The organism is Pseudomonas sp. JV449 (assembly GCF_032424295.1).
Taxonomy (GTDB): Bacteria; Pseudomonadota; Gammaproteobacteria; order Pseudomonadales; family Pseudomonadaceae; genus Aquipseudomonas; species Aquipseudomonas marginalis.
This window is the reverse complement of record NZ_VYKD01000013.1, coordinates 1-24,993: the sequence shown is the minus strand read 5'-3', so window position 1 is coordinate 24,993 and position 24,993 is coordinate 1. Positions and strand designations below refer to the sequence as shown.

The following is a 24,993-nucleotide window of genomic DNA, read 5'->3' as shown; positions in this document are numbered from 1 at the left end:
CGGTCAATTTATCCACCAACCGCACCGCCGGGCACACCGAGCTAAATCGTCGCGCCAACACTTCGTTTGTCATGGGTAAGGGTCTGTGTGCCCAGCCCCCTCTTTTTCACTTTCCGGGAAGTACTTATGACCGACCCCAAGCGCGGCGCCTTCAAAGGTTTGCTTGCATTGCTCAGGCCGTTTCGCACCATCGTGACGGTCTCCATCGCCCTGGGCATGGCCGGCGGCCTGGCCATCACGCTGTTGCTGGCGACCATCAACAACGCGCTGCACTCTTCCACGGGTATGACCCAGGGCGTGATCCTGAGCTTTGCTGCGCTGTGCGTGCTGGCGCTGACCAGTTCGATCGTCTCCGATATCGGCACCAACTACGTGGGCCAGCGGATCATCGCCGCCCTGCGCAAGGATCTCGGCGAAAAGGTGCTGTCGGCGCCCATCGAGCAGATCGAGCAGTATCGCTCCCACCGCCTGATCCCGGTGCTGACCCACGACGTCGACACCATCAGCGACTTCTCCTTTGCCTTCACCCCGCTGGCCATCGCCACCACCGTGACCCTGGGCTGCCTGGGGTACCTGGCGTACCTGTCGGTGCCGATGTTCCTGATGATGGTGGTGGCGATCATCATCGGCAGCAGCGTGCAGTTCATCGCCGGCGCCAAGGGCATTCGCGGCTTCGACGAGGCCCGCGACCAGGAAGACGAGTTGCAACGCTACTACTCGGCAATCGCTTCCGGCGCCAAGGAGTTGCGCATCCACCGGCCCCGCCGCTACCGCATGAACACCCACCGCATCCAGGAAACCGCCGACCGTATCAGCGATATCCAGGTGCGTTCGGTGAACATCTATATCGTCGCCAAGACCTTCGGCTCGATGCTGTTCTTTGTGGTCATCGGCCTGGCGCTGGCGATGCAGGCCTACAACCCGAACCCGGACCCGGCGGTGATCACCGGTTTTGTGCTGGTGTTGCTGTACATGAAGGGCCCGCTGGAACACGTGGTGGGTTACCTGCCGATCATCGGCAAGGCGCGCATTGCGTTTGCGCGCATCACCGAACTGTCCGAACGCTTCTCTTCCCCCGAACCACACCTGCTGATGGACGGCAGCGAAGCGCCGACACCGGTGGTGCACAGCCTGGAGTTGCGCGGCGTGAGCTACAGCCCGCCGCCGGTGGAAGGCAGCCAGCCGTTCCACCTGGGGCCGATCAACCTGAGCATCAAGCAGGGTGATATCGTGTTTATCGTCGGCGAGAACGGCTGCGGCAAGACCACCCTGATCAAGCTGCTGCTGGGCCTGTATCAACCCGAGGCCGGGGAAATCCGCCTCAATGGCGAAACGGTGACCGACCCGGCGCGCGATGACTATCGCCAGCTGTTCACCACGGTGTTCGCCGACTACTACCTGTTCGACGACCTGGTCCAGGGCAGCGCCACCCAGTCGCTGGACAGCGCCGCCAAGTACCTGGAGCGCCTGGAAATCGCGCACAAGGTCAGCGTCAAGGACGGCGTATTCAGCACCACCGACCTCTCCACCGGCCAGCGCAAGCGCCTGGCACTGGTCAATGCCTGGCTGGAAGAGCGCCCGGTGCTGGTGTTCGACGAATGGGCCGCCGACCAGGACCCGGCCTTCCGCCGCGTGTTCTATACCGAGCTGCTGCCGGACCTCAAGCGCCTGGGCAAGACCATCATCGTGATCAGTCACGACGACCGCTACTTCGATATCGCCGACCAGTTGGTGCGCTTGAGTGCAGGGAAAGTCGTTGCGGAGTTGGAGCCCGCATAATTTTTTCCGGTTTATGCGAGTGCGAACGTCTCATATGCAGCAATGAGAATTAACCGCATTAAGTACCCATCTGCCAACACTTAAAAAAGAGAAACAACACCATGCCAGTACGGCTTGCCCTCAGCCCATTGAGCACCGCACTTTCCATGCGGCGGGCCCTGAAATTCAACGCTCTGCCCAATAGCCTGGCCCTGGCGGCCAGCCTGTCGATGGCGAGTTATGTGCAGGCGCAAGAGTTCGAATTGAACATCCCCGCGCAGCCGTTGAGTACTGCACTGCAGGTATTTGGCCAACAGACCAACCTGCAAATCCTGTACAGCCCGGAAACCGTGCAAAACAAGCACAGCGTGGCGGTCAGCGGCAAGATGGACCCGGTACGGGCTATCGAGCAAATGCTGGGAGGGACCGGCGTCAGCTACAGCCTGCAAGGCAGCTCGATGATCATCAACGCGCCCGGCTCCGGTAGCGACGCCCTCGAGCTTGGCGCCACCCAGATCAACGCCAACCAACTGGGCACCATCACCGAAGGTTCCGGCTCCTACACACCAGGCACCATCGCCACCGCCACCAAGATGGTGCTGACACCGCGCGAGACGCCCCAGTCGATTTCCGTGGTCACCCGCCAGACCATGGATGACTTCGGCTTGAACGGCATCGACGACGTGATGCGCCACACACCGGGCATCACCGTCTCGACCTTCGACAGCGAGCGCACCAACTATTATTCCCGGGGTTTCCCGATCCAGAACTTCCAGTACGACGGCGTGCCGACCACCCGCAACGAAGGTTACTCGGCCGGCCAGACCCTGAGCGACATGGCGATCTACGACCGTGTCGAAATCCTCAAGGGCACCACCGGCCTGATGACCGGCGCCGGCGGCCCGGGCGGCACCATCAACCTGGTGCGCAAGAAGCCCACTGCCGAGTTCCAGGGGCATGTGGGCCTGGGCGCCGGCTCGTGGGACAACTACCGCTCGGAGCTGGACGTGAGCGGCCCGCTGACCGAAAGCGGCAACGTGCGCGGGCGTGCCGTGGCGGTATACCAGGACAAGCATTCATTCATCGACCACTATGAACGCAAGACCAATGTCTACTACGGCATCCTCGAATTCGACCTGTCGCCGGACACCCTGCTGACCATCGGCGCCGACTATCAGGATAGCGACCCCAAGGGTTCGAGTTGGTCCGGCAGCCGCTCGTTGTTTGATGGCGTGGGTAACGAGATCAGCTTTGACCGTGGCTACAACAATGGCCCGAAGTGGAGCAGCTGGGGGCAATACAGCCGCAGCGTTTTCGCCACCCTGGAACACGCGCTGGATAACGGCTGGATCGCCAAGGCCAACTACAGCAACCAGCTCAATGGCTATAACGCACCGCTGGGTTACGCTTCTCCAAAGCAAAATTCCACCGACAGAGCCTCGGTGTATGCCGCCAAGTACACTGGCAAGACCATCAGTAATAACGGCGACTTCTATCTCTCCGGGCCGTTCAGCCTGGGCGGTCGCGAGCACCAGTTGGTGGTGGGGGCATCGGTTTCGCGTTCGCACTGGGAAGGCAACGACTATTACAGTGCGACCTATAAGGACAGTAATGACTTCCCTCTTTATTCATGGGACGGCGACAGCCTGGAGCCGGATTGGGGCCGCGCTACCGAGAAAGACGACATCACCCGCCAGGCAGCGGTCTACTTCTCGACACGCCTGAGCCTCACTGACGACCTGTCCCTGTTGCTTGGTTCGCGCCTGACCGACTACCGGCTGACCGGCACCAACGACTCGCGCGAGACCGGCAAACTCATCCCGTATGCGGGCGTGGTGTACGACCTTAATAAAAACTTCTCGGTGTACGGCAGCTATACCTCGATCTTCATGCCGCAGCAGCTGCGACCCGACCGCAACAACAAGATGGTCGAGCCTGACGAAGGCGAAAACTATGAACTGGGTGTGAAGGGTGAGTTCTATGACGGCCGCCTGAATGCCAGCCTTGCCTACTTCGAGATTCATGAGTCCAATCGCGCCGAGGAAGACACCGAGTACAACAACAATATGCCGGCCAACTCGCCTGTCGAGTGGGCCTACATGGGCGTCCAGGCCAAGACCAAGGGCTATGAAGCCGAGATTTCCGGTGAGCTGCTGCCAGGCTGGCAGGTGCAGGCGGGCTACACCCACAAGGTGATCCGCGATGACGATGGCAAGAAGTTCTCCACCTGGGAACCTCAGGACCAGCTCAATTTCTACACCAGCTACAAGCTGAGCGGCGCCCTCGACAAGCTCACCCTCGGCGGCGGCGCGCGCTGGCAAGGTGAGGCGTGGCAGGATGTCTACAACCGCGGCAAGAGTGTCACCCAGCGATTCTCTCAAGACCCGTACTGGCTGGTCGACGCCATGGCGCGCTACCAGATCAGCAAGAACCTCTCCGCCTCGATCAACGTCAACAACGTGTTCGACAAGCGCTACTACACCAACATCGGCTTCTACACGTCGTCCTACTCGGGCGACCCGCGCAACGTGATGCTGTCGACCCGCTGGGACTTCTGATCTAACCCCGGCAACCTCCAGACACCCTGCGCAGCCCGCCTGCCCAGGGTGTTTTTTATGGGCGATGCTTCACCGCCCTCCCCCCATAACCCACCATCGAGTAGGAGGCGGCCTCACAGCCGCCGTCCTCTCACACCACCGTACGTAAGGTTCCGTATACGGCGGTTCAGGTTATGCGGATATACGTCACAGCGATCCGTGTAAGTATTGGGCTTTGACGATTGTGGCCGTCTTACCCCGCTGCGCCGCCTCATCCGCTTCCTGTTCGTCAGGCCAGCATTTTGCCTCGGGCTTCCTTCAGATTCGCAGTCACCCGCGACAACCTTGCCTCTGGCTAGCACTTCCCCTTGCCGGGTGTGTAGAGGACTTGCACCTCCAAGTCGTTTGGCTCACCACCACAATGAGCTAAACAGCGCCAGTCACGGCGCTACGCGCCATGCCTGGCGCACCACAAAAAAGCCCCGGTTCACACCACGTGAGCCGGGGCTTTCTGCCCAAGTGACGGTTACGCCATGGCCGTCACCAGGCTGCGTACAAATTCAGCGTTGTCGATGATGCGCTCATGGTCCACCTCAATCACCACCGACCGCACCACACAGCCCTCGCCAATCACCCGCTGCATGCTGGCTTCGATCAACGCCCGGTGCTGACCGGCCCGGCTCATGGCGGCCCACCAGCAACTGACAGGCGCCTTGAGTGGCTTGAAGTCAGCCTGCTCCATGCGCTTGACCAACGTACGGTCGACGTCCCAGGACACCTGCGCTTCGTTGCCCTCCAACAGCGCTTGCCTGATGTCGAGGAAGGCGTCACCCAGGGTGGCCTCGGCCCATTCGACGAAGCGTGCCCATTGCGTGCCTGCATCGGCGTGGGTGGCCTGCACGTCCTGCCAGGTGGCATGGACAGCCTCTGCAAACGCCGGGAACATCACCCCGAGCAAGTCCACGCGCCGTTCGTTGTCGGATATCTCGCTGTCGTCGGTCACGATTGCCGCTTCCCAGTACGGGGTGAGCCAGCGCGGCGGCGACGAATCGATCCAACCGACAAACTCCACCTGTCGGCCCGCCTGTTCCAGGTGATAGGCAACCTCTACCGCCAGGTTGCCGCCCAACGACCAGCCCGCCAGGCGGAAGGCCCCTTCGGGCTGGGCTTCCAGCAATTGCGCGGAGTAATCCTCGACCATGCTGGACCAGGCCGGCACTTCGGCGCCCTCCTCGGCCAACGCACGGCAGATCACCCCGACCACCGGCCGCTGCTCACGCAACGCCAGGGCGATGGCCTTGTAGCAATGCACCGAACCGTAGCTGGGGTGGAACAGATAGAGCGGCGTGCCTTCGGTGCGGCTGTTAAGCGGCACCAGCAGCGAGCGGCGAGTGATGCCTGCGAGACAGCCGACCTGCGCGCGTACGGTCGGGTTGAGCATCAACTGGCTGACCGAAAGGCCGATGCCGCTGGCCTTGCGAATCCGCTCCTTGAGCATCAGCACCAACAGCGAATGGCCGCCCAATTCAAAGAAGTTGTCATTCAACCCGACGTGTTCCACACCGAGCACATCGGCCCAGATCGCGGCGACTTTCTGTTCAAGCTCGGTCCGTGGTGCTTCAAACCGCTGGGTCGACTGCGTGTCCGGTTTCGGCAATGCCTTGCGGTCCAGCTTGCCGTTGGGGCTCAGGGGCATCTGTTCCAGCAGCAACCATTGCGTCGGCACCATGTAATCCGGCAACTGCACAGCCAAGTGTGCACTGAGGGTTTCACGCCAGCCCTCGCCCTGCGCCTGCAAGACCAGGTAACCCACCAGGTGCTTGCCGTCCACCGCCAGCACCGCCGCCTCGCGCACCGATTCGTGCTCCAGCAGGCGTGCTTCGATTTCACCCAGCTCGATACGCAAGCCGCGCAGTTTGACCTGATGATCGATACGCCCGGCGTATTCGATCACACCGTCAGGGCGGTAGCGCGCCAGGTCTCCAGTACGGTAGAGGCGCTCACCCTTGATGAACGGATGCGCGATAAAGCGCTCGGCGGTCAAGCCCGGGCGCCGGTGATAACCGCGCGCCAGGCCCACGCCGCCCAGGAACAGCTCACCCAGCACGCCGGCCGGTACCGGCTCGAAATGGCTGTCCAGGACATAGCAGCCCAGGTTGGCAATCGGCTTGCCGATCGGCACTGCGTCGCGGCCTTCATCCACGCACGTCCAGTGGGTCACGTCGATGGCCGCTTCGGTCGGGCCGTACAGGTTGTAAAGCGCGGTGTGCGGCAGTTTGGCGAACACTTGCTGTTGCGCATCCACCGGCAACGCCTCGCCACTGCACACAATGCGCTGCAGGCTGGCGCAGGAAGACACGTTCGAATCCTGCAGGAACGCTTGCAGCATCGACGGCACAAAATGCAGTGTGGTGACCTGTTCACGCGTGATCAGGCCGACCAGTTTGTCAGGGTCGCGATGGTCCCCCGGTGCGGCGACCACCAGGCGTGCGCCGGTCATCAGCGGCCAGAAGAACTCCCACACCGAGACGTCGAAACTGAACGGGGTTTTCTGCAACACGGTATCGCGGGCATCCAGCGCGTAGGCCTCCTGCATCCAGCACAGGCGGTTGGTCAGTGCGCAATGGCGGTTGCCCGCGCCTTTGGGTTGCCCGGTGGAACCCGAGGTGTAGATCACGTAGGCGAGGTTTTCGCCGTCCAGGGCGACGCCCGGGTTCGCGTCGCTGTAGCCTTCGCACCCGGCGTCGCCCAGCACCAGGGTTTCCAGGCCTTGGGTAATCGGCAATTGCTCAAGCAAATGGGCTTGGGTCAGCAGCAGTTTCACGCCGCTGTCGTCCAGCATGTAGGCCAGGCGCTCACGCGGGTATTCCGGGTCCAGCGGCACATAGGCGCCACCGGCCTTGAGCACCGCGAGCAGGCCGACGACCATTTCGATGGAACGCTCCACCGCCAGGCCGACCAGCACGTCCGGGCCTACGCCGGCTTCGAGCAAACGATGGGCCAGGCGGTTGGCGCGGCGGTTCAACTCGGCGTAGCTCAGCCGCTGCGTGCCAAATGCCAGGGCGGGAGCCTGCGGCGTCAGGGCGACCTGATCTTCGATCAATTGGTGCACACCGCGCGGCAGCGGGTACTCGCGCGCCGTCGCATTCCAGTCCTCGACGATCACCTTGCGCTGTGTCTGCGGCAGGGATGGCAGGTCCGCCAGGCGCTCCACCTGCGCAAGAGTGAGTGCCTGCAACACCTGCTCGAAGTGCTCGGCCAGATGGACGATGTCCTGCTCGCCGAACGCAGCCGGGTCGTAGTTGAACTCCACGGCCAGGCGTTCACCCATGGCCAGCAATACGGTCAAGGGATAGTGCGTCTGCTCCAGGCTGTCCATTGCGCCGAAACGCAGGCCCGCCGGGGCGCCCTGCTCCAACGCCGCCGACACCGGGTAGTTCTCGAACACCAGGATGCTGTCGAACAGCGCTTCGCCACCGAGCCCGGCCCATCGCTGGATGTCGAACAACGGCGTGTGCTCTTGCTCGCGCAGACGCAGGTTTTGCCCCTGCACCTGCTGCAGCCAGGCGTCCACGCTCAACTGCGGGCTCGGCGTCGCCACCACTGGCAAGGTGTTGATAAACAAACCGACCTGCTGCTCGATGCCCGGCAACTCGGCCGGACGTCCCGCCACCGTCGCACCGAACGCTACGGTGTCCAGGCCGGTATGCCGTTGCAACAGCAGGAGCCAGGCACTTTGCACCAGGGTATTGAAGGTGACCTTGTGCCGCTGGGCAAAGGCCTTGAGCTGCTCGGTGGCCGACTGCTCCAGTACCAGCCGGTGAATGCCGTTGACCTGGGACACACCCTGCTCGCGCCTGGCACCGCGCGACAGCCGGGTAGGTTCCTGCAGCCCCGCCAGCTGCGCCTTCCAGAAGGTTTCGCTGGTGACCGGGTCCTGTGTCTGCAGCCAGGCGATGTAGTCACGGTAACGCCCGTTCGGCGCGCGCAACACCTCACCGGCGTACTGCTGCAGCACCTCGCCGAACAACTGCGATGAACTCCAGCCATCCATCAGGATGTGGTGGTTGGTGTAAATCAGATGATGGCTGTCGGCACCGGTACGCACCACCACCAGGCTCAACAATGGGGCCTGCTCAAGCACAAAGCCTTCGGCCCGGGCGGCTTCGGCCAGTGCGTCGAGTGCTTCCGCGCGGTCCGCGCGGTGCTGCCAGTCGTGTTCGAGCAAAGGCACCCGCACCGTCTTGTAGACCACTTGCAACGGCTGCTCCAGCTCGGTCTGCCAGAGAAACGCCGTGCGCAGGATATCGTGATGTTCCACGGCAACCTGCCAGGCCGCCTGGAACCTGCTTACATCCAGCCCTTGCACATCGACGCGCATCTGGTTGATGTAGTCGCCGGAACCCTGCCCATACAAGGATTGGAACAGCATGCCCTGTTGCATCGGTGACAACGGGTAAATGTCCTCGACCCGGTTCAACGGCAACGACAGGCCATCCAACTGTGCCTGGCTCAAGCGCGCCAATGGGAAGTCCGACGGCGTGGCACCGGTGTTTTCAGGCTGGCAGCAATGCGCGATCAGTGCCTTGAGTTCCTGGGCATAGTCATCGGCCAATTGCTGGATGCTGGCCGGGTCGAACATCTGCTGGCTGAAGCTCCAGGTCAGGTTCAATTCGCCGCCATACACCTGGCCGTTGATTTCCAACCAATTGCCCAAGGATGCCTCAGGGCTTTGATCGGCCCCTGCAGCGTCACCGGAAGGCGCAAACAGGCCCGGCTCCTCGCTGTCATCAAAACTGGCATCGAACTGGCCCAGGTAGTTGAAGGTAATGCGTGGCTGCGGCAAGCGCGCCAGGGCTTCGCGAACCTGCGGTTGTCCCAGGTAACGCAAGGCACCAAAGCCGATGCCTTTGTCGGGAATGGCGCGCAGTTGCTCCTTGATCCCCTTCAACGAGTCCGTCAGGGTCAGAGCCGGCGTCAGTTTGACCGGGTAGAGACTGGTGAACCAGCCGACGGTACGGGTCAGGTCGATATCGTCGAACAGGTCTTCGCGGCCATGGCCTTCCAAACGGATCAGGGTCGACGCATGGCCGGTCCAGCGCCCGATCACCCGGGCCAGGGCGGTCAGCAACACATCGTTGATCTGGGTGCGATAGGCCGCCGGTGCATCCTGCAACAGACGCCGGGTGTGAGTGCTGTCCAGGTGCGTGGTCGCACTGCCGGCATGCCGGTTGCTCAAGCTGGCACCCGGTCTGGCAGCTGGCAGGTCGACCTCGGCGTCGTGCAACTGCGCTTGCCACCATGCCAGTTCGCCGGTCAGCGCATCGCCCTGGGCGTACTGCTGCAGTCGGTGTGCCCAGTCGCGGGTGGAACTGGTCTTGACCGGCAATACCACGGCAACGCCACGGGCGAGCTGACGGTAAGCCGTTTGCAGGTCCTCCAGCAGGATCCGCCACGACACACCATCCACCACCAGGTGGTGGATCACCAACAGCAAGCGCTGTGCTCCACCGTCCAACTCGACCAGTACCGCCCGTATCAGCGGGCCGTGGCCCAGGTCCAGGCTGCGTTGTGCCTCTTCACCCAAGGCCGCGAGTTCGTCGATGTCCTGCAGCGTGCGGTGCCACAGCACGGCGTCGGCCTGGTGCTGTTCGGCATCGCGATAGACGCCCTGCCAGCCACCCGCACCGTCAACGAACTGCGAACGCAACGCATCGTGATGCACGATCAACGCCTGCAAGGCCTGGGTCAGCGTCGTGGCGTCGAGGTGTTCATGGGGTTGCAATACCACCGATTGGTTCCAGTGATGACGCTCGGCGATCTCATCGGCGAAGAACGCTTGCTGGATAGGCAGCAGCAAGGTTTCGCCACTGAGCGCGGCCTGGCTGATCGTCACGCCTTCGACGCCTTGGCGCGCGACACCGGCCAGGCTTTGTACGGTCTGGTGCTGGAACAGGTCCTTGGGCGTGAACCGAATACCCGCCTGGCGAGCACGGCTGACCACCTGGATCGAGATGATCGAATCACCACCCAGCTCAAAGAAGTTGTCGTTCAGGCCCACTTGCGGCAGGCGCAGCACCTCGGCCCAGATCGTCGCGAGCTGTTGTTCCAGCTCGCTCTGCGGGGCCACGTAAGCCTGTTGCAACAGGCTCGCATCCGGTTGCGGCAGGCCCTTGCGGTCGAGCTTGCCGTTGGGGGTCAACGGCATTTGCGCCAGGAAGATGAAATGCGCCGGGACCATGTAGTCCGGCAGGCGGGTTTTCAGGGCACGGCGCAGGTGGTCGCGGAATTCGGCTTCGTTGACCAGGCTGGCGTCGGCCGGCACCACGTAGGCTACCAGCCGTTTGCCGGTCGGGCCGTCCTGGGCCACCACCACGGTTTCACCGACACCGTCCTGCTCACGCAAGCGCGCTTCGATTTCCCCCAGTTCGATGCGGAAACCACGGATCTTCACCTGGTGGTCGACACGCCCGAGGTAATCCACCACGCCATCCGGGCGGCCACGGGTCAGGTCGCCGCTGCGATACACGCGACTGCCCGGCTTGCCGAACGGGTCCGGCACGAAGCGTTCGGCGGTCAGCGCCGGACGTTCCAGGTATCCACGGGCCACGCCCTCGCCGCCCAGGTACAGCTCACCGGCGACGCCGATGGGTTGCAGGTTGAGTTGCGCGTCCAGCACGTAGCCGCTGCGGTTGCCCAATAGCGTACCAATCGGTGCATAGACGGCGCCGCAGGGGTCGCCCTTGCGCGCTTTCCACAGCAACGGAGTGACCACGGTTTCGGTCGGGCCGTAGCCGTTGAACAGGTAGGTCGGCTTGAGCGCGCGCCAGGCCAGGTCGTAGCTGGCTTGCGCCACCGCATCGCCGCCAAAGCAGTACACACGCACCTTCGGTGGATTACCGTCGCGCTCGGCATGCTCGGCCAGTTGTTGCAGGTACACCGGCGGGAACACCGCCATGGTCACGTTGTGACGGTGCATCTGCGCGTAGGTGTACTCGGGCAACCACAGGCTATCGTCACGGACCAGCACGCTGGCGCCGTTGATCAGCGGGTGCATCCAGCCTTCGTGGGAGCCGTCGAAGGCGAACGACATGAAGTGCAGTTCGCAATCGGCCGGCGATGTCTCATAACGCTCGCCGGTAGCGATGATGTGCGCCACCAACGGGCCGTGGGACACCGCCACGCCCTTGGGCAGGCCGGTGGAGCCGGAGGTGTAGATCACGTAGGCAAGGTTGTCGCCGTGCAGTTTTACCTCCGGCGCGGTGTCGCTGTAGTCGGCCCACGCCTCGGTGCGATCGATGGCCAGGCTGTCCAGGCCCTCGTGAATCGGCAGTTGCGGCAACGCACTGGTGTGGGTCAGCAGCAACTTCGCGCGGCTGTCCTGCATCATGTACAGCAGGCGATCACGTGGGTATTCGATATCCAGCGGCACATACACACCGCCGGCTTTCATCACCGCGAGGAACGCCACCAGGCTCTCGGCACTGCGCGGCATGGCAATTGCCACGCGCACTTCGGGGCCGATGCCACGGGCGATCAGGGCATGGGCCAGGCGGTTGGCCTGGCGGTCCAGCTCGCCATAACTCAGGGTTTGCGCATCGAACTTGACCGCCACCGCAGCGGGGTTTTCGGCGGCGCGGTCGGCAACCATTTCGTGTACCAGACGCTCGGCCGAGAAGCCGGCGTCAGTCTGGTTCCACAGCTGCAGGATGTGTCGTTGCTCATCCTGGCCCAGCAGGTTGAGTTGGCTGATGGATTGCTGTTGGTCGGCAACCATCGCCTGCAACAGGTTTTGCCAATGGCAGGCCATGCGCTTGATGGTCAAGGCGTTGAACAGGTCGGTCGCGTAACCCAAGGTGGCCCAGATGCTGTCGGTGCCTTCATGCACATCCAGGTCCAGGTCGAAATGGGCGGTCTGGCTCTCCCATTCCAGGCCTTCGACGCGCAGTGTGGACAGCGCGAGTTCGGCGCCGCCCAGGCGCGCTTCGGTCTGGTGGTTGAACATCACCTGGAACAACGGGTTAAGACTCAAACTGCGCTCGGGTTGCAGCGCCTCCACCAGTTGTTCGAACGGCAGGTCCTGATGGTCCTGGGCTTCCAGCGCACGCTGGCGGACCTGCTGCAACAGTTGCGTGACCGAAGTCTGCTCATCGATATCGGCCTTGAGCACCTGGGTGTTGACGAAGAAGCCGATCAGCCGCTCGGTCTCGACCCGGTTGCGGTTGGCAATCGGCACCCCGACGCGCACGTCTTCCTGGCCGCTGTAACGGTGCATCAGCGCCTGGAACGAGGCCAGCAACAGCATGAACAGGGTCACGCCTTCGCGTTGCGCCAGGCCCTTGAGGTCGGCAACCAGCGCGGGCGGCAGCTCGACAAACAGGCGCGCACCACGATGGCTTTGCTCGGCCGGGCGCTGGTGGTCGAAAGGCAATTCCAGCACCGGTTGCTCGCCGCCCAGCAAACCTTGCCAGTACGCAAGCTGCCGGGCTTTTTCGCCCGCGTCCATCCACTCGCGCTGCCAGCGGGCATAGTCGGCGTACTGGATCGGCAAGGCCGGCAGTTGCAGATCCAGGCCCTGGCTGTAGGCGCTGTACAACTGCACCAACTCATCGACCATGATTTGCATCGACCAGCCGTCGGAGACGATATGGTGCAGCACCAGCACCAGTACATGCTCGTCCTTGCCCTGGCGCAGCAACGTGGCCCTGAGCAATGGTCCGGCCTGCAGGTCGAACGGGCGGGCGATCTCGGTTTGCACCTGGGCCTTGAGCCGGGTCGGGTCGCTCTCGACCAGAACGATGTCGACCGTGGCCTGCGGCGCAATCACCTGCACGGTCTGCTCATCACCCTGATGCAAATGGGTGCGCAGACTTTCATGGCGCGCTACCAGCGTGTCGAAGCTGCGTTGCAGCGCGTTCAGGTCCAACTGGCCCTTGAGGCGCAGCGCGCTGGGCACATGGTAGGCGGCGCTGTCGGGCTCCAGCAGCCAGAGGAACCACTGGCGCTCCTGGGCGTACGACAACACCAAGGGCACATCGCGGGAAGACGGCACCAACGCCGGCGCCGTCGAACCGACCTGCTTGCCCTCGCTTTGCAGGGCCGCGACAAAGCCGTCGAGGCGCGCTTGTTCGAACAGCACGCGCAGCGGCAACTCGATCCCCAGGTTATGCCGCAGGCGCGACGCCACTTGCATGGCCAGCAAGGAATGCCCGCCCATCTCAAAGAAATGATCGGTCAGGCCAATACGTTCAGCACCGAGGATATCCGCCCAGATCGCGGCAACCTGCTGCTCCAGCACACTGACCGGCGCCACCCAACTGTGCAGCGCCTGGCTCGCATCCGGGCGTGGCAAGGCATGGCGATCCAACTTGCCATTGGGGCTCAACGGCAGTGCCTTCAGGAACATGAAGTGCGCCGGCACCATGTAGTCCGGCAGCTCATCGCGCAAGGCCGTGCGAAGCTGCTCACGCAGTGCGTCCTGCTCGGACTCGGCCGCGGAGATGACCAGGTAGGCGATCAGTTGCTGGTCGGCAGCAATCACCAGCGCTTCGCGGACCGCATCCTGGGCCAGCAGGCGCGATTCGATTTCACCCAGTTCGATACGGAATCCACGCACCTTGACCTGATGGTCGATGCGCCCGATGTACTCGATCACACCATCGGCACGGTAGCGCGCCAGATCGCCGGTGCGGTACAGGCGACCGCCGCCAGCGGGGTCAAAGGGGTCGGGAATAAAGCGTTCGGCGGTCAGCGCCGCGCGGTTGAAGTACCCCCGCGCCAGCAATGGCCCGCCGATCACCAGTTCGCCGGCCACGCCCACAGGCACCGGGTTGAGGCTGGCATCCAGCAGGTAGATGGCGCGGCCGTCCAGTACGCGACCAATCGGCATCATTTGCGTGACGGCTTCGCGGCCATCGACATAACCCGCGCAATCGAGGGCCGTGACCGTAACAGTCGCCTCGGTGGGGCCGTAGGTGTTGAGCAGGCGCACATGGCCCAGGCCGGCATCGCGCCAGGAAGCCAAACCTTCCGGCGGCATGGCTTCGCCGCCCGCATGCACCTGGCGCAACCGCCCATAGTCCCGCACACCTCGCTCGGCAAAGTCCCGGGCAATCAGGTGCCAGTAGGCGGTGGTGAGGTCGACCACCGAAATCTCATGTTCGATCAGTTGGGTGTAGAAGGTGTCGCTATCCCACAGCTCGCCGCCACGCACCACCACCGCGGCCCCGCAGCAGAGCGCCGGGTAGAGTTGCTCGACGAAACCGTCGAAGTTGAATGTACCGAATTGCAGCACGCAGTCAGCGGCGGTCAGCGCAAACACCTCGGTAAACACCTCGACGTGGCGTGCCAACGAAGCCTGGTCGATGCCCACGCCCTTGGGCCGCCCGGTCGAACCCGAGGTGAACATCAGGTAGGCCAGGTTGGCCGGGAACGCGCGCACCTCGGGGTTACTCGACGGGTACTCGGCCAACCACTGCGGATCGGACTCCAGGCAGATCAACGCCAGGTCGGCACTGATCGGCAGGCGCTCCAGCAAGGGATGCTGGGTCAGCAACAGCTGCAAGCCGCTGTCTTCGATCATGCATTGCAGGCGGTCGCGGGGGTATTGCGGGTCCAGCGGTACATAGGCGCCGCCGGCCTTGAGCACGGCCAGCAGGGCCACGATCATTTCCAGCGAACGGTCCACGGCCACGCCGACCAGGCTGTCGGCGCCCACGCCCTGTTCGATCAGGGCGTGGGCCAGGCGGTTGGCGCGCTGGTTGAGGTCGGCGTAACTCATGCGCCGCTGATCCATGATCAGGGCGACGGCGTCGGGCCGGCTCGCCACCTGCTGCTCGAATTTAATCAGCACGCTGCTGTGGGCGGCACGCGCGGGTTGCGGCGGATTCCACTCATAGAGCATCTGCGCTTGCTCATCGCGGCCCAGCATCGGCAAGTCGGCGACACACTGCCGGGCCGTGCCTACCACGCTCTTCAGCAGGTTTTGCCAATGCGCGGCGAAGCGCTGCAGGGTACTGGCGTCGAACAATGCGGTCGCGTAGGTCAACGAAGCGTGCAGGCCCTCGGCAGACTCCTGGGTGTCCAGGCTCAGGTCGAAATGCGCCGTATGGCTGTCCCACTCCAGCCCCTGCACCTGCAGCCCCGGCAATTGCTGGCTGCCACGGTTGGCATGGGCGTCGGACTGGTGATTGAACATCACTTGGAACAGCGGGTTGTGGCTCAGGCTGCGCTCGGGTTGCAGGGCCTCGACCAACTGTTCGAAAGGCAGGTCCTGATGGGCCTGCGCCCCCAACGCATGCTCCTTGACCTGCTGCAACAGCTGGGCAAAGGTCATGTGCCCGTCGATCTCGGCCTTGAGCACCTGGGTATTGACGAAGAAGCCGATCAGTTGCTCGGTTTCCAGGCGGTTACGGTTGGCGATAGGCACGCCGACACGGATGTCCGACTGGCCGGTGTAGCGGTACAACATCGACTGGAAGGACGCGAGCAGCAGCATGAACATGGTCACGCCTTCGCGCTGCGCCAGGGCGCGCAAGCCCTCGACCACGGCAGGTTCGACCAGCACATCCAGGCGCGCACCTTCGTAACGTTGTATCGCCGGGCGCGGGCGGTCCAGCGGCAGCTCCAGTACCGGCTGCACATCCCCCAGGCGGGCCCGCCAGTAGGCCAATTGCCGGGCTTTTTCGCCCGCCTCCATCCAGCCACGCTGCCACTGGGCGTAGTCCGCGTATTGAATCGGCAGCAGCGGCAGCACTGGCTCGAGCCCCTGGCTGTAACCGGCATACAAACTCACCAGTTCATCGACCATGACCTGCATCGACCAGGCATCCGACACGATGTGGTGCTGGACCAGTATCAGCACATGCTCGCGCTCGCTCAGTTGCAGCAGTTTGATGCGCAGTAACGGGCCGGCCTGCAGGTCGAATGGCCGGGCGATTTCTCGCTCCACCCACCCCTGCAATTCGCCGGAGGTGGCTGCGCCCACGACCTGGTGTTCAATGACCGGCGCAGCCTGTTCGAGCACACGCTGAACGGTCTGGCTCACGTCGGAAAAAAATACCGTGCGCAAGGTTTCATGGCGCTGCACCAGAGTGTCGAACGCACGTTGCAGGGCCACACGGTCAAGCGCACCCGACAGGCGCAGCGCGGCAGGAATGTGATAGGCCGCGCTGTCGGGTTCCAGCTGCCAGAGGAACCACTGGCGCTCCTGGGCGTACGACAGGGCCAGCGGCTGTGTGCGATCGGCGCGGGTGATCTGCGCGACCTCGGCGCCTGCATCCCCCAATGACGCCACGAAGGCGCCCAGCACCGGTTGCTCAAACAGGCTTTTGAGTGCCACCTCGATACCCAGCGCCTGGCGCACACGGGACACCATGCGGGTCGCCAGCAGCGAATGACCGCCGAGCTCGAAGAAATGGTCCTCCAGGCCCACCTGTGGCACACCCAGCACCTCGGCCCAGATCGCGGCCACCTGCCGGGCTTTCTCACCGACCGGCGCCACATAGTGTTTTTGCAGCAGGCTGGCGTCTGGCTTAGGCAGCGCCTTGCGATCCAGCTTACCGTTCGGGGTCAGCGGCAGGCGGGCCAGGAACAGCATTTGCGCCGGCACCATATAATCCGGCAGCACCTCGCGCAGTGCCGCCTTGAACGCTTCGCGCAAGGCGCCCTGATCGGCTTCCGGCGTCAAGGTGTCGGTCACCAGATAGGCCAGCAACTGGTCATGCTCGGCCACCACCACGGCTTCGCGGATCGCACGCTGCTCACGCAGGCACGCCTCAATCTCTCCCAGTTCGATACGGAACCCACGCACCTTGACCTGATGGTCGACGCGGCCGATGTACTCGACCACGCCATCCGCGCGATAGCGCGCCAGATCGCCTGTGCGATAAAGCCGCTCACCGTTGCGCGCAAACGGATTGGGCACAAAACGCTCGGCGGTCAACGCAGCCCGGCCGTGATACCCCCGGGCCAGGCCGACACCGCCGATCAGCAGCTCACCGCTGGTGCCTACCGGGCTCGGAGTGAGCTCGGCATTGAGGATAAACAACGAGGTGTTGGCGATTGGCCGACCGACAAAGGGCACCGGCTCGACCAACTCATGGGCCGCCGACCAGATGGTGGTTTCGGTCGGGCCATACAGGTTCCACACCGCGCCCTCTTGGGCCAGCATGCGCTGGGCCAGGTCGGCCGGCAGCGCCTCGCCGCCGCACAGGCACTTGACCCCGCGCAGTAAGGCGCGGCGTTCGCTGTCCAGGAGCATGCGCCAGCTCGAGGGCGTGGCTTGCACCACACTGATCGCTTCGCGCTGTACCAGATCCAGAATCGCCTCAGGGTCCAGGGACACGTGCTTGTCGGCCAGTACCACCGTCGCACCTGTCGCCAGCGGCACGTAGAGTTCCAGGGCAAAGATATCGAACGAGAACGTCGTCAACGACAACAGCCGCGCGTCAGCGCCAATGGCCAGGGTGCTGGCCATGCCATGGGTGAAGCTGCTCAGTGCGCCATGACGCACCATCACGCCCTTGGGCTTGCCGGTGGAACCGGAGGTGTAGATCACATAGGCCAGGTGCTCGCCCGTCAGTTCGATATCGGGGTTGGCGCTGCTGTAGCGCGCATCTTCCTGTGCGTCCATGAGCAGCAATTGCTGGTCAGCCGCCAGTGGCAGGCGTTCGTGCAGGTCGCCGGCAGTCAATAGCACGCGAGCGCGGCTGTCTTCCAGCATGAAGGCCAGCCGGTCCGCCGGGAATTGCGGATCGAGCGGCACGTAGGCGCCACCGGCCTTCAGCGTCGCCAGCAAGGCCAAGACCATGTCCACCGAGCGGTCGAGGGCCACCGCCACCAGCACGTCCGGCCCGACACCCGCAGCGCGCAGGCGATGGGCCAGGCGGTTGGCGCAACAGTTCAGCTCGCCGTAACTCAGCGCCTGGCCGTTGCACACCAGGGCAATGGCGTCGGGGCGCGCTTGCGCCTGGGCCTCCAGCAACCGATGCACGCCCTCGTCCTGCGCAAACGCCATGGGCGTGTGGTTCCAGCCGTGCACCTGTTGCTGCCACTGTGCATCATCCAACAGGGGCAACTCACCGATACGGCCGCCGCAATCCTGGGCCACCCGGTGCAACAGGCGATGCCAATGGCCAAGGAAACGCTCCAGGCCAGGCGCATCAAACAAGTCAGTGGCATAGGTCAGCGACGCCTGGATACCGTCAGCCGATTCCTGGGTGTCGAGGCTGAGGTCAAACTGCGACGTCTTGCTGTCCCACTCCAGCCCTTGCACTTGCAACCCCGTTACACTGCCGCCACCGCGCTGGGTGTCGGTCTGGTGGTTGAACATCACTTGGAACAACGGGTTGTAGCTCAAGCTGCGCTCGGGCTGCAGCGCTTCCACCAACTGCTCGAACGGCAAGTCTTGATGGGCCTGGGCCTCGACCGCGCGTTGGCGGGTCTGCTGCAGCAATTCACGAAATGTCATCTGGCCGTCGATATCGGCCTTGAGAATTTGCGTGTTGACGAAAAAGCCGATCAGGCGCTCGGTCTCCACCCGATTACGGTTAGCCACCGGCACACCGATGCGGATGTCAGCCTGGCCGCTGTAGCGGTGCAGCACAGCCTGGAACGACGCCAGCAACAGCATGAAAATCGTCACACCTTCACGCTGCGCCAAGGTCTTGAGGTCTGCCACCAGAGAGGCTTCCAGGGTCAGGTCCAGCCTGGCCCCGCGGTAGCTCTGTAGCGCTGGCCGTGGACGGTCCATGGGCATTTCGAGGACCGGTTGCTCGCCGCCGAGCATGCCTTTCCAGTAACCCAATTGGCGCTCACGCTCGCCCGCCTCCATCCAGCTGCGCTGCCATAGCGCGTAGTCGGCGTACTGGATCGGCAAGGCCGGCAGTTGCAGGTCCTGGCCCTGCACATAGGCGGCGTACAGTTGCACCAGCTCGTCGACCATCACCTGCATCGACCAGCCATCGGAGACGATGTGATGCTGCACCAGCACCAGCACATGCTCCTGGGGCGCCAGGCGCAGCAGCTTGACCCGCAACAGCGGGCCTTGCTGCAAATCGAATGGCTGGGCGATCTCGGCTTCCACCAGCGCCTTGAGTTCGGATTCCTCGGCGTCGACCAGGGCAATATCCACCCGTACCTGATCGGCAATCACCTGCAAGGCACTGTCGCCGTCCTCCTGCAAATGCGTGCGCAGGCTTTCATGGCGCAGCACCAGTGTGTCAAAGCTGCGCTGCAACGCGGCCACGTCCAGTTGGCCGGTAAGGCGCAAGGCCCTTGGCACATGATAGGCGGTGCTCTGCGGCTCCAACTGCCACAAAAACCACTGCCGCTCCTGGGCATAAGAGAGCCGAAGAGGCTCACCTTCCTGGCGCTTGAAAACCGGGGCAATCTCAAACAGGTTGATGCCTTGCTGCTTGAGCATTACCGCCAACGCTTTCTTTTGCTGCGCCGAAAGTGACCCTACCGACTCGATTAATGCTTGCACGCCACGCCCCTCAGGAAGTCAATTTATCCAAATCTTCTGCTGATAGACGTTTGAGAGCCTCCAAGGATTTAGCCAATGCGTCCTGCACCGGCGAATTATTTGTCTGCTGGCCTGCCACATAGGCGCTGAAATCGGCCAGGGTCGGGGTGGTGAAGATCGATTTGACGTCGAATTCGGCGTGCAGCTGCTCGCGCAGGCGCACCACCACCTGAGTAGCGAGCAGCGAGTGGCCGCCCAGTTCGAAGAAGTTGTCGTTCAACCCCACGCGCGGTACCGCCAGGACTTCGGCCCAGATCGCGGCGATCTGCTGTTCCAGCTCGCTCTGCGGCGCGACATACTCCCGCGCGAGCAAACTGGCGTCCGTCTTGGGCAAGGCCTTTCGATCCAGTTTGCCGTTGGGGCTCAGAGGCATCTGCTCCAGCAGCACCCATTGGGCGGGCACCATGTAGTCCGGCAACTGCTGGGCAAGATGGGCGCTGAGCACATCGCGCCAGTCGTCCCCGGCGTTTTGCAGCACCAGGTAGCCCACCAGGTATTTACCGTCGACCGCCAACACGGCAGCCTCACGGACCCACGCGTGCTCCAGCAGGCGCGCTTCGATTTCCCCCAGTTCGATGCGCAGGCCGCGCAGCTTGACTTGATAGTCGATACGCCCGGCGTATTCGATCACGCCGTCTGCGCGGTAGCGTGCCAGGTCGCCGGTACGGTACAGGCGCTCGCCCTGGATGAACGGGTGGGCGACAAAACGTTCGGCGGTGAGTGCCGGGCGGCGGTGGTAACCCCGGGCCAGGCCGATGCCGCCGAGGTACAACTCGCCGAGCACACCGACCGGTACGGGTTCGAAGTGGCTGTCGAGGATGTAGCAGCCGAGGTTGGCGATCGGGCGGCCAATTGGTACCGCATCGCGGCCTTCGTCCACGCAGGTCCAGTGGGTTACGTCGATGGCGGCTTCGGTCGGGCCGTACAGGTTGTAGAGACCGGCCTGGGGCAGCTTGGCGAAGACCTGCTGCTGGGCATCCACCGGCAACGCTTCACCACTGCACACGATGCGGTGCAGAGTATGGCAAGTCGCAACCGTCGGCTCCTGCAGGAAGGCCTGCAACATCGACGGGACAAAGTGCAGCGTGGTGACCTGCTCGGCATTGATCAGGCGCACCAGTTTGCTCGGATCGCGATGATCCCCCGGCGCGGCGACCACCAGGCGCGAGCCGGTCATCAACGGCCAGAAGAACTCCCACACCGATACGTCGAAGCTGAACGGGGTCTTTTGCAGCACCGTGTCGCTGACATCGAGGCGGTAGGCTTCCTGCATCCATTGCAGGCGATTGGCCAGGGCTGAATGGCGGTTGCCCGCCCCTTTGGGTTGGCCGGTGGAGCCCGAGGTGTAGATCACGTAGGCGAGGTTTTCACCGTCCAGGGCGATGCCTGGGTTGGCGTCGCTGCAGCCCTCGAAGGCAGACTCACCCAGCACCAGGGTTTCCAGGCCTTGAGGAATCGGCAGCTGTCCACGCAAGTGCGCCTGGGTCAACAGCAGTTTCACCCCGCTGTCGTCCAGCATGTAGGCCAGGCGTTCGCGCGGGTATTCCGGGTCCAGCGGCACATAGGCGCCACCGGCCTTGAGCACCGCGAGCAGACCGACGACCATGTCGATGGAACGCTCCACTGCCAGGCCCACCAGTACGTCCGGCCCTACGCCGGCCTCGATCAGGCGATGGGCCAGGCGGTTGGCGCGGCGGTTCAGCTCGGCGTAGCTCAAGCGCTGCTCGGCAAATACCAGTGCCGTGGCGTCCGGCGTGCGCGTCACCTGCTGTTCAATCAGCTGATGCACACAGTGCTGCAACGGGTAGTCCCGCGCCGTGGCGTTCCAGTCCTGTACCACTTGCCGGCGTTCGGCCACATCGAGCATCGCCAGTTCGCCCAGGCGCTGCTGGCCGTCCTCGAGCATGGCTTGAAGCAGGTTGAGCAGATGGCGGCCGTAGGTTTGCACCGTGTCCGGATCGAAGTGCGCACGCGCAAAGCTGAACTGCACCGACAGCGTGTCACCGACGTCCACCAGCACCGTCAGCGGGAAGTTGGTCTGCTCGCGGGAATCCGGCAGGCCAAAACGGATACCGCTGCCGCCACTCTGTTCCAGGGCCTTGGACACCGGGTAGTTCTCGAACACCAGGATGTTGTCGAACAGGGCTTCACCGCCCTGCCCGGCCCAGCGCTGGATATCGTACAGCCCGGTGTGTTCATGCTCGCGCAACGCCAGGTTCTGCGCCTGCACCCTTTGCAACCAGTCGGCCACGGTTTGCTCGCCCTCCACTGCGCAGATCACCGGCAGGGTATTGATGAACAGGCCAATCTGCTGCTCCACCCCCACGAGGTCTGCCGGGCGCCCGGCCACGGTGGCACCGAACGACACCACCGCCTGCCCGCTATGGCGCTGCAACAGGACCAGCCACGCCGCCTGGACCAGGGTGTTGAGCGTGACCTTATGGCTGCGGGCGAAGGCCTCGAGGCGCCCTGTCAGGGGGCGATCCAGGCTCAGCGCGTGCTCGCCATGCCCGTCCGCCGCCATGGGCTGGCTGCGGCCCAGGCGAGTCGGCGCTTGCAGTGCACTCAACTGCTCGCGCCAGAAGGTTTCGGTCGCACCGGCATCACGCTGCTGCAACCAACCGATGTAATCGCGATAGCGTCCGGCCGCTTCGGGCACTGCCACGCCGGCGTAACGTTGCAGCACTTCACCGAACAGTCGCGAATTGCTCCAACCGTCCATCAGGATGTGATGGCTTGTGTAGATCAGCTCATGGCGTTGCTCGTCGGTACGCACCAGCACCAGACGGACCAGCGGTGCCTTGGCCAGCTCAAAGCCCTGGCGACGTTGGGCTTGCTGCAGGTCTTGCAACGCCAGCTCCGGCTCCGGCATGGCGCGCCAGTCGAGCAGTTCGATGGGCAGCCGTGCCTCGCGGTACACCACCTGGCATGGCCACTCCAGCTGGCCCTCCCAAAAAAACCCGCTGCGCAGCACGTCATGGGCCTGCACCGTGGCATCCCAGGCCCGCTGGAAGCGCGCCACATCCAGGCCCTCGGCCGTCACGCGGATCTGGTTGATGTAGTCGCCGGCGGCCTGTTCGTACAGGGTGTGGAACAGCATGCCTTGCTGCATGGGCGACAAGGTGTAGATGTCGTCAATCCCATCGGCGGCCAGCGGCAAGGACTCAAGCTGCTGCTGGTTCAGGCGTGACAACGGGAAGTCCGAGGCCGTCACGCCGTGGTTGCCAGGGGTGCAGCAATGTTCCACCAATGCCGTCAGCTCACGGCTGAAGGCCTGGCTCAAGGCATCGATCTGCGACGCCTCGAACATCAGCGGGCTGAAGGTCCAGCCCATGTGCAGTTCACCGCCGAATACCTGGCCGTTGAGGGTCAGCCAGTTGCCCAGCGGCGCCTCCGGGCTCTGCTCGGCTCCGGCGCTTTCCGCTGCGAGTACAAACAAACCGTCCGGCTGGTCAAAGCTGGCGTCGATCTGGCCCAGGTAATTGAAGGTGATGCGCGGCACCGGCAATGCGCTGAATGCCTGGCGCGTGGCCTCGTCGCCGAGGTAGCGCAGCTCGCCGAAGCCCAGGCCCTTGTCCGGCACGGCGCGCAGTTGCTCCTTGATCTGCTTGATCGAGGCGCCAAGGGATTCGGCCGGGGTCAGGCGCACCGGGAACAGGCTGGTGAACCAGCCCAGGGTGCGGGTCAGGTCGATATCCTCGAACAGGTCTTCACGGCCATGGCCTTCCAGTTGGATCAGGCTGGAAGCCTGCCCGGTCCACTGGCAGATGACACGCGCCAGGGCGGTCAGCAGCAGATCGTTGATCTGGGTGCGATAGGCCGCAGGCGCCTGTTGCAGTAATTGCCGGGTGTGCTCGGCGTCCAGTCGGCTGACCACTGTCTGCGCCAGGCGGCCAGGACGCGCGCCTTGGGGATCACGGCAGGGCAGATCGGTAGGCACGCCCTGGAGCTGTTGCAGCCAGAAGTGTTTTTGCGGCTGTACCGCTTCGCTGCGGGCATGGGCCTGCAAACGCTCGGCCCAGGCCTTGAACGACGAGGTCTTGGCCGGCAACGGCTGTTGACGGTAGAGGCTTTGCAGGTCCTCGAGGAACACCCGCCAGGACACGCCGTCCACCACCAGGTGGTGCATGACCAGCAACAGGCGCTGGGAACCATCGGCCAGTTCGGCAAGCACCGCACGCAACAAGGGCCCCTGTTGCAGGTCGAGGCTGCGCTGGGCTTTTTCGCACAGCGCGGCCAGTTCGTCGGCATCCGCCACCGCGGCCTGCCACAACACCTCCGGGATGGCGGCTGCATGCTCGGCCCGCCACCCTTCGGCGGGCTGGCTGAAGCTCAGGCGCAGCCCATCATGGTGGTGGACGATGGCGTGCAAGGCCGCTTGCAGTCGATCTGCCCGCACCGGCTCGCGTGGCGTCAGCAGCAAGGACTGGTTCCAGTGGTGGCGGTCCGGCAGGTCCATCTCGAAGAACAGCTGCTGGAACGGCAGCAACGGCGTCTCGCCCTGCACCGGACCCTGGTCAAACACCTGGGCAACCCGCAACTGCGCCACCCGCGCCAGGCTGCGCACGGTCTGGTGCTGGAACAACGCCTTGGCGGTGAAATGGATACCGGCGGCGCGGGCGCGGCTGACCACTTGGATCGAAATGATCGAATCACCGCCGCGCTCGAAGAAGTTGTCGTTCAAGCCTACCTGTTCGACGCCCAGCACCTCGGCCCAGATCGCCGCGATCTGCTGCTCCAGGGCACTTTGCGGGGCCTCGTAGTGGTGGGTGGCTTCGGGTTTGGGCAGCGCCTTGCGGTCGAGTTTGCCGTTGGGGCTCAGGGGCATTTGCTCCAGCAGCATCCATTGTGCCGGGACCATGTAGTCCGGCAGGTGCTGGGCCAGGTGGGCGCCGAGGACCTCGCGCCAATCATCGCCAGCGTCCTGCAGCACCAGGTAGCCCACCAGGTATTTACCGTCGACCGCCAACACGGCAGCCTCACGGACCCACGCGTGCTCCAGCAGGCGCGCTTCGATTTCCCCCAGTTCGATGCGCAGGCCGCGCAGCTTGACTTGATGGTCGATACGCCCGGCGTATTCGATCACGCCGTCTGCGCGGTAGCGTGCCAGGTCGCCGGTACGGTACAGGCGCTCGCCCTGGATGAACGGGTGGGCGACAAAACGTTCGGCGG

4 protein-coding genes are annotated in these 24,993 nt (G+C 63.8%); 2 read left to right on the top strand and 2 right to left on the bottom strand.

Annotation, left to right across the window (positions count from 1 at the left end):
• Positions 1-126 precede the first annotated feature (126 nt).
• Positions 127-1,779 carry a cyclic peptide export ABC transporter gene (locus F6S08_RS12285; protein WP_065927970.1) on the top strand — a complete coding sequence of 551 codons (1,653 nt, stop codon included), beginning with the start codon at positions 127-129 and terminating at the stop codon, positions 1,777-1,779.
• Between the two features lie 101 nt (positions 1,780-1,880).
• Positions 1,881-4,316 (top strand): TonB-dependent siderophore receptor, encoded by a 2,436-nt coding sequence (locus tag F6S08_RS12280; protein ID WP_065927971.1) that lies wholly within the window; start codon positions 1,881-1,883, stop codon positions 4,314-4,316.
• Positions 4,317-4,821: 505 nt separating this feature from the next.
• Here the strand turns inward: F6S08_RS12280 and F6S08_RS12275 are convergent.
• On the bottom strand, positions 4,822-19,782 hold the full coding sequence (locus F6S08_RS12275) for a non-ribosomal peptide synthase/polyketide synthase (RefSeq protein ID WP_315871651.1): 14,961 nt from the start codon (positions 19,780-19,782) through the stop codon (positions 4,822-4,824).
• A gap of 10 nt (positions 19,783-19,792) precedes the next feature.
• Positions 19,793-24,993, bottom strand: a 5,201-nt coding sequence (locus tag F6S08_RS12270; RefSeq protein WP_315871650.1) for a non-ribosomal peptide synthetase, incomplete at its 5' end; no start/stop codon positions are given.

Excerpts from the sequence above, each read along its gene's own strand:
- F6S08_RS12285 (WP_065927970.1), top strand. The coding sequence starts at position 127 with ATGACCGACCCCAAGCGCGGCGCCTTCAAAGGTTTGCTTGCATTGCTC.
- F6S08_RS12280 (WP_065927971.1), top strand. The coding sequence starts at position 1,881 with ATGCCAGTACGGCTTGCCCTCAGCCCATTGAGCACCGCACTTTCCATG.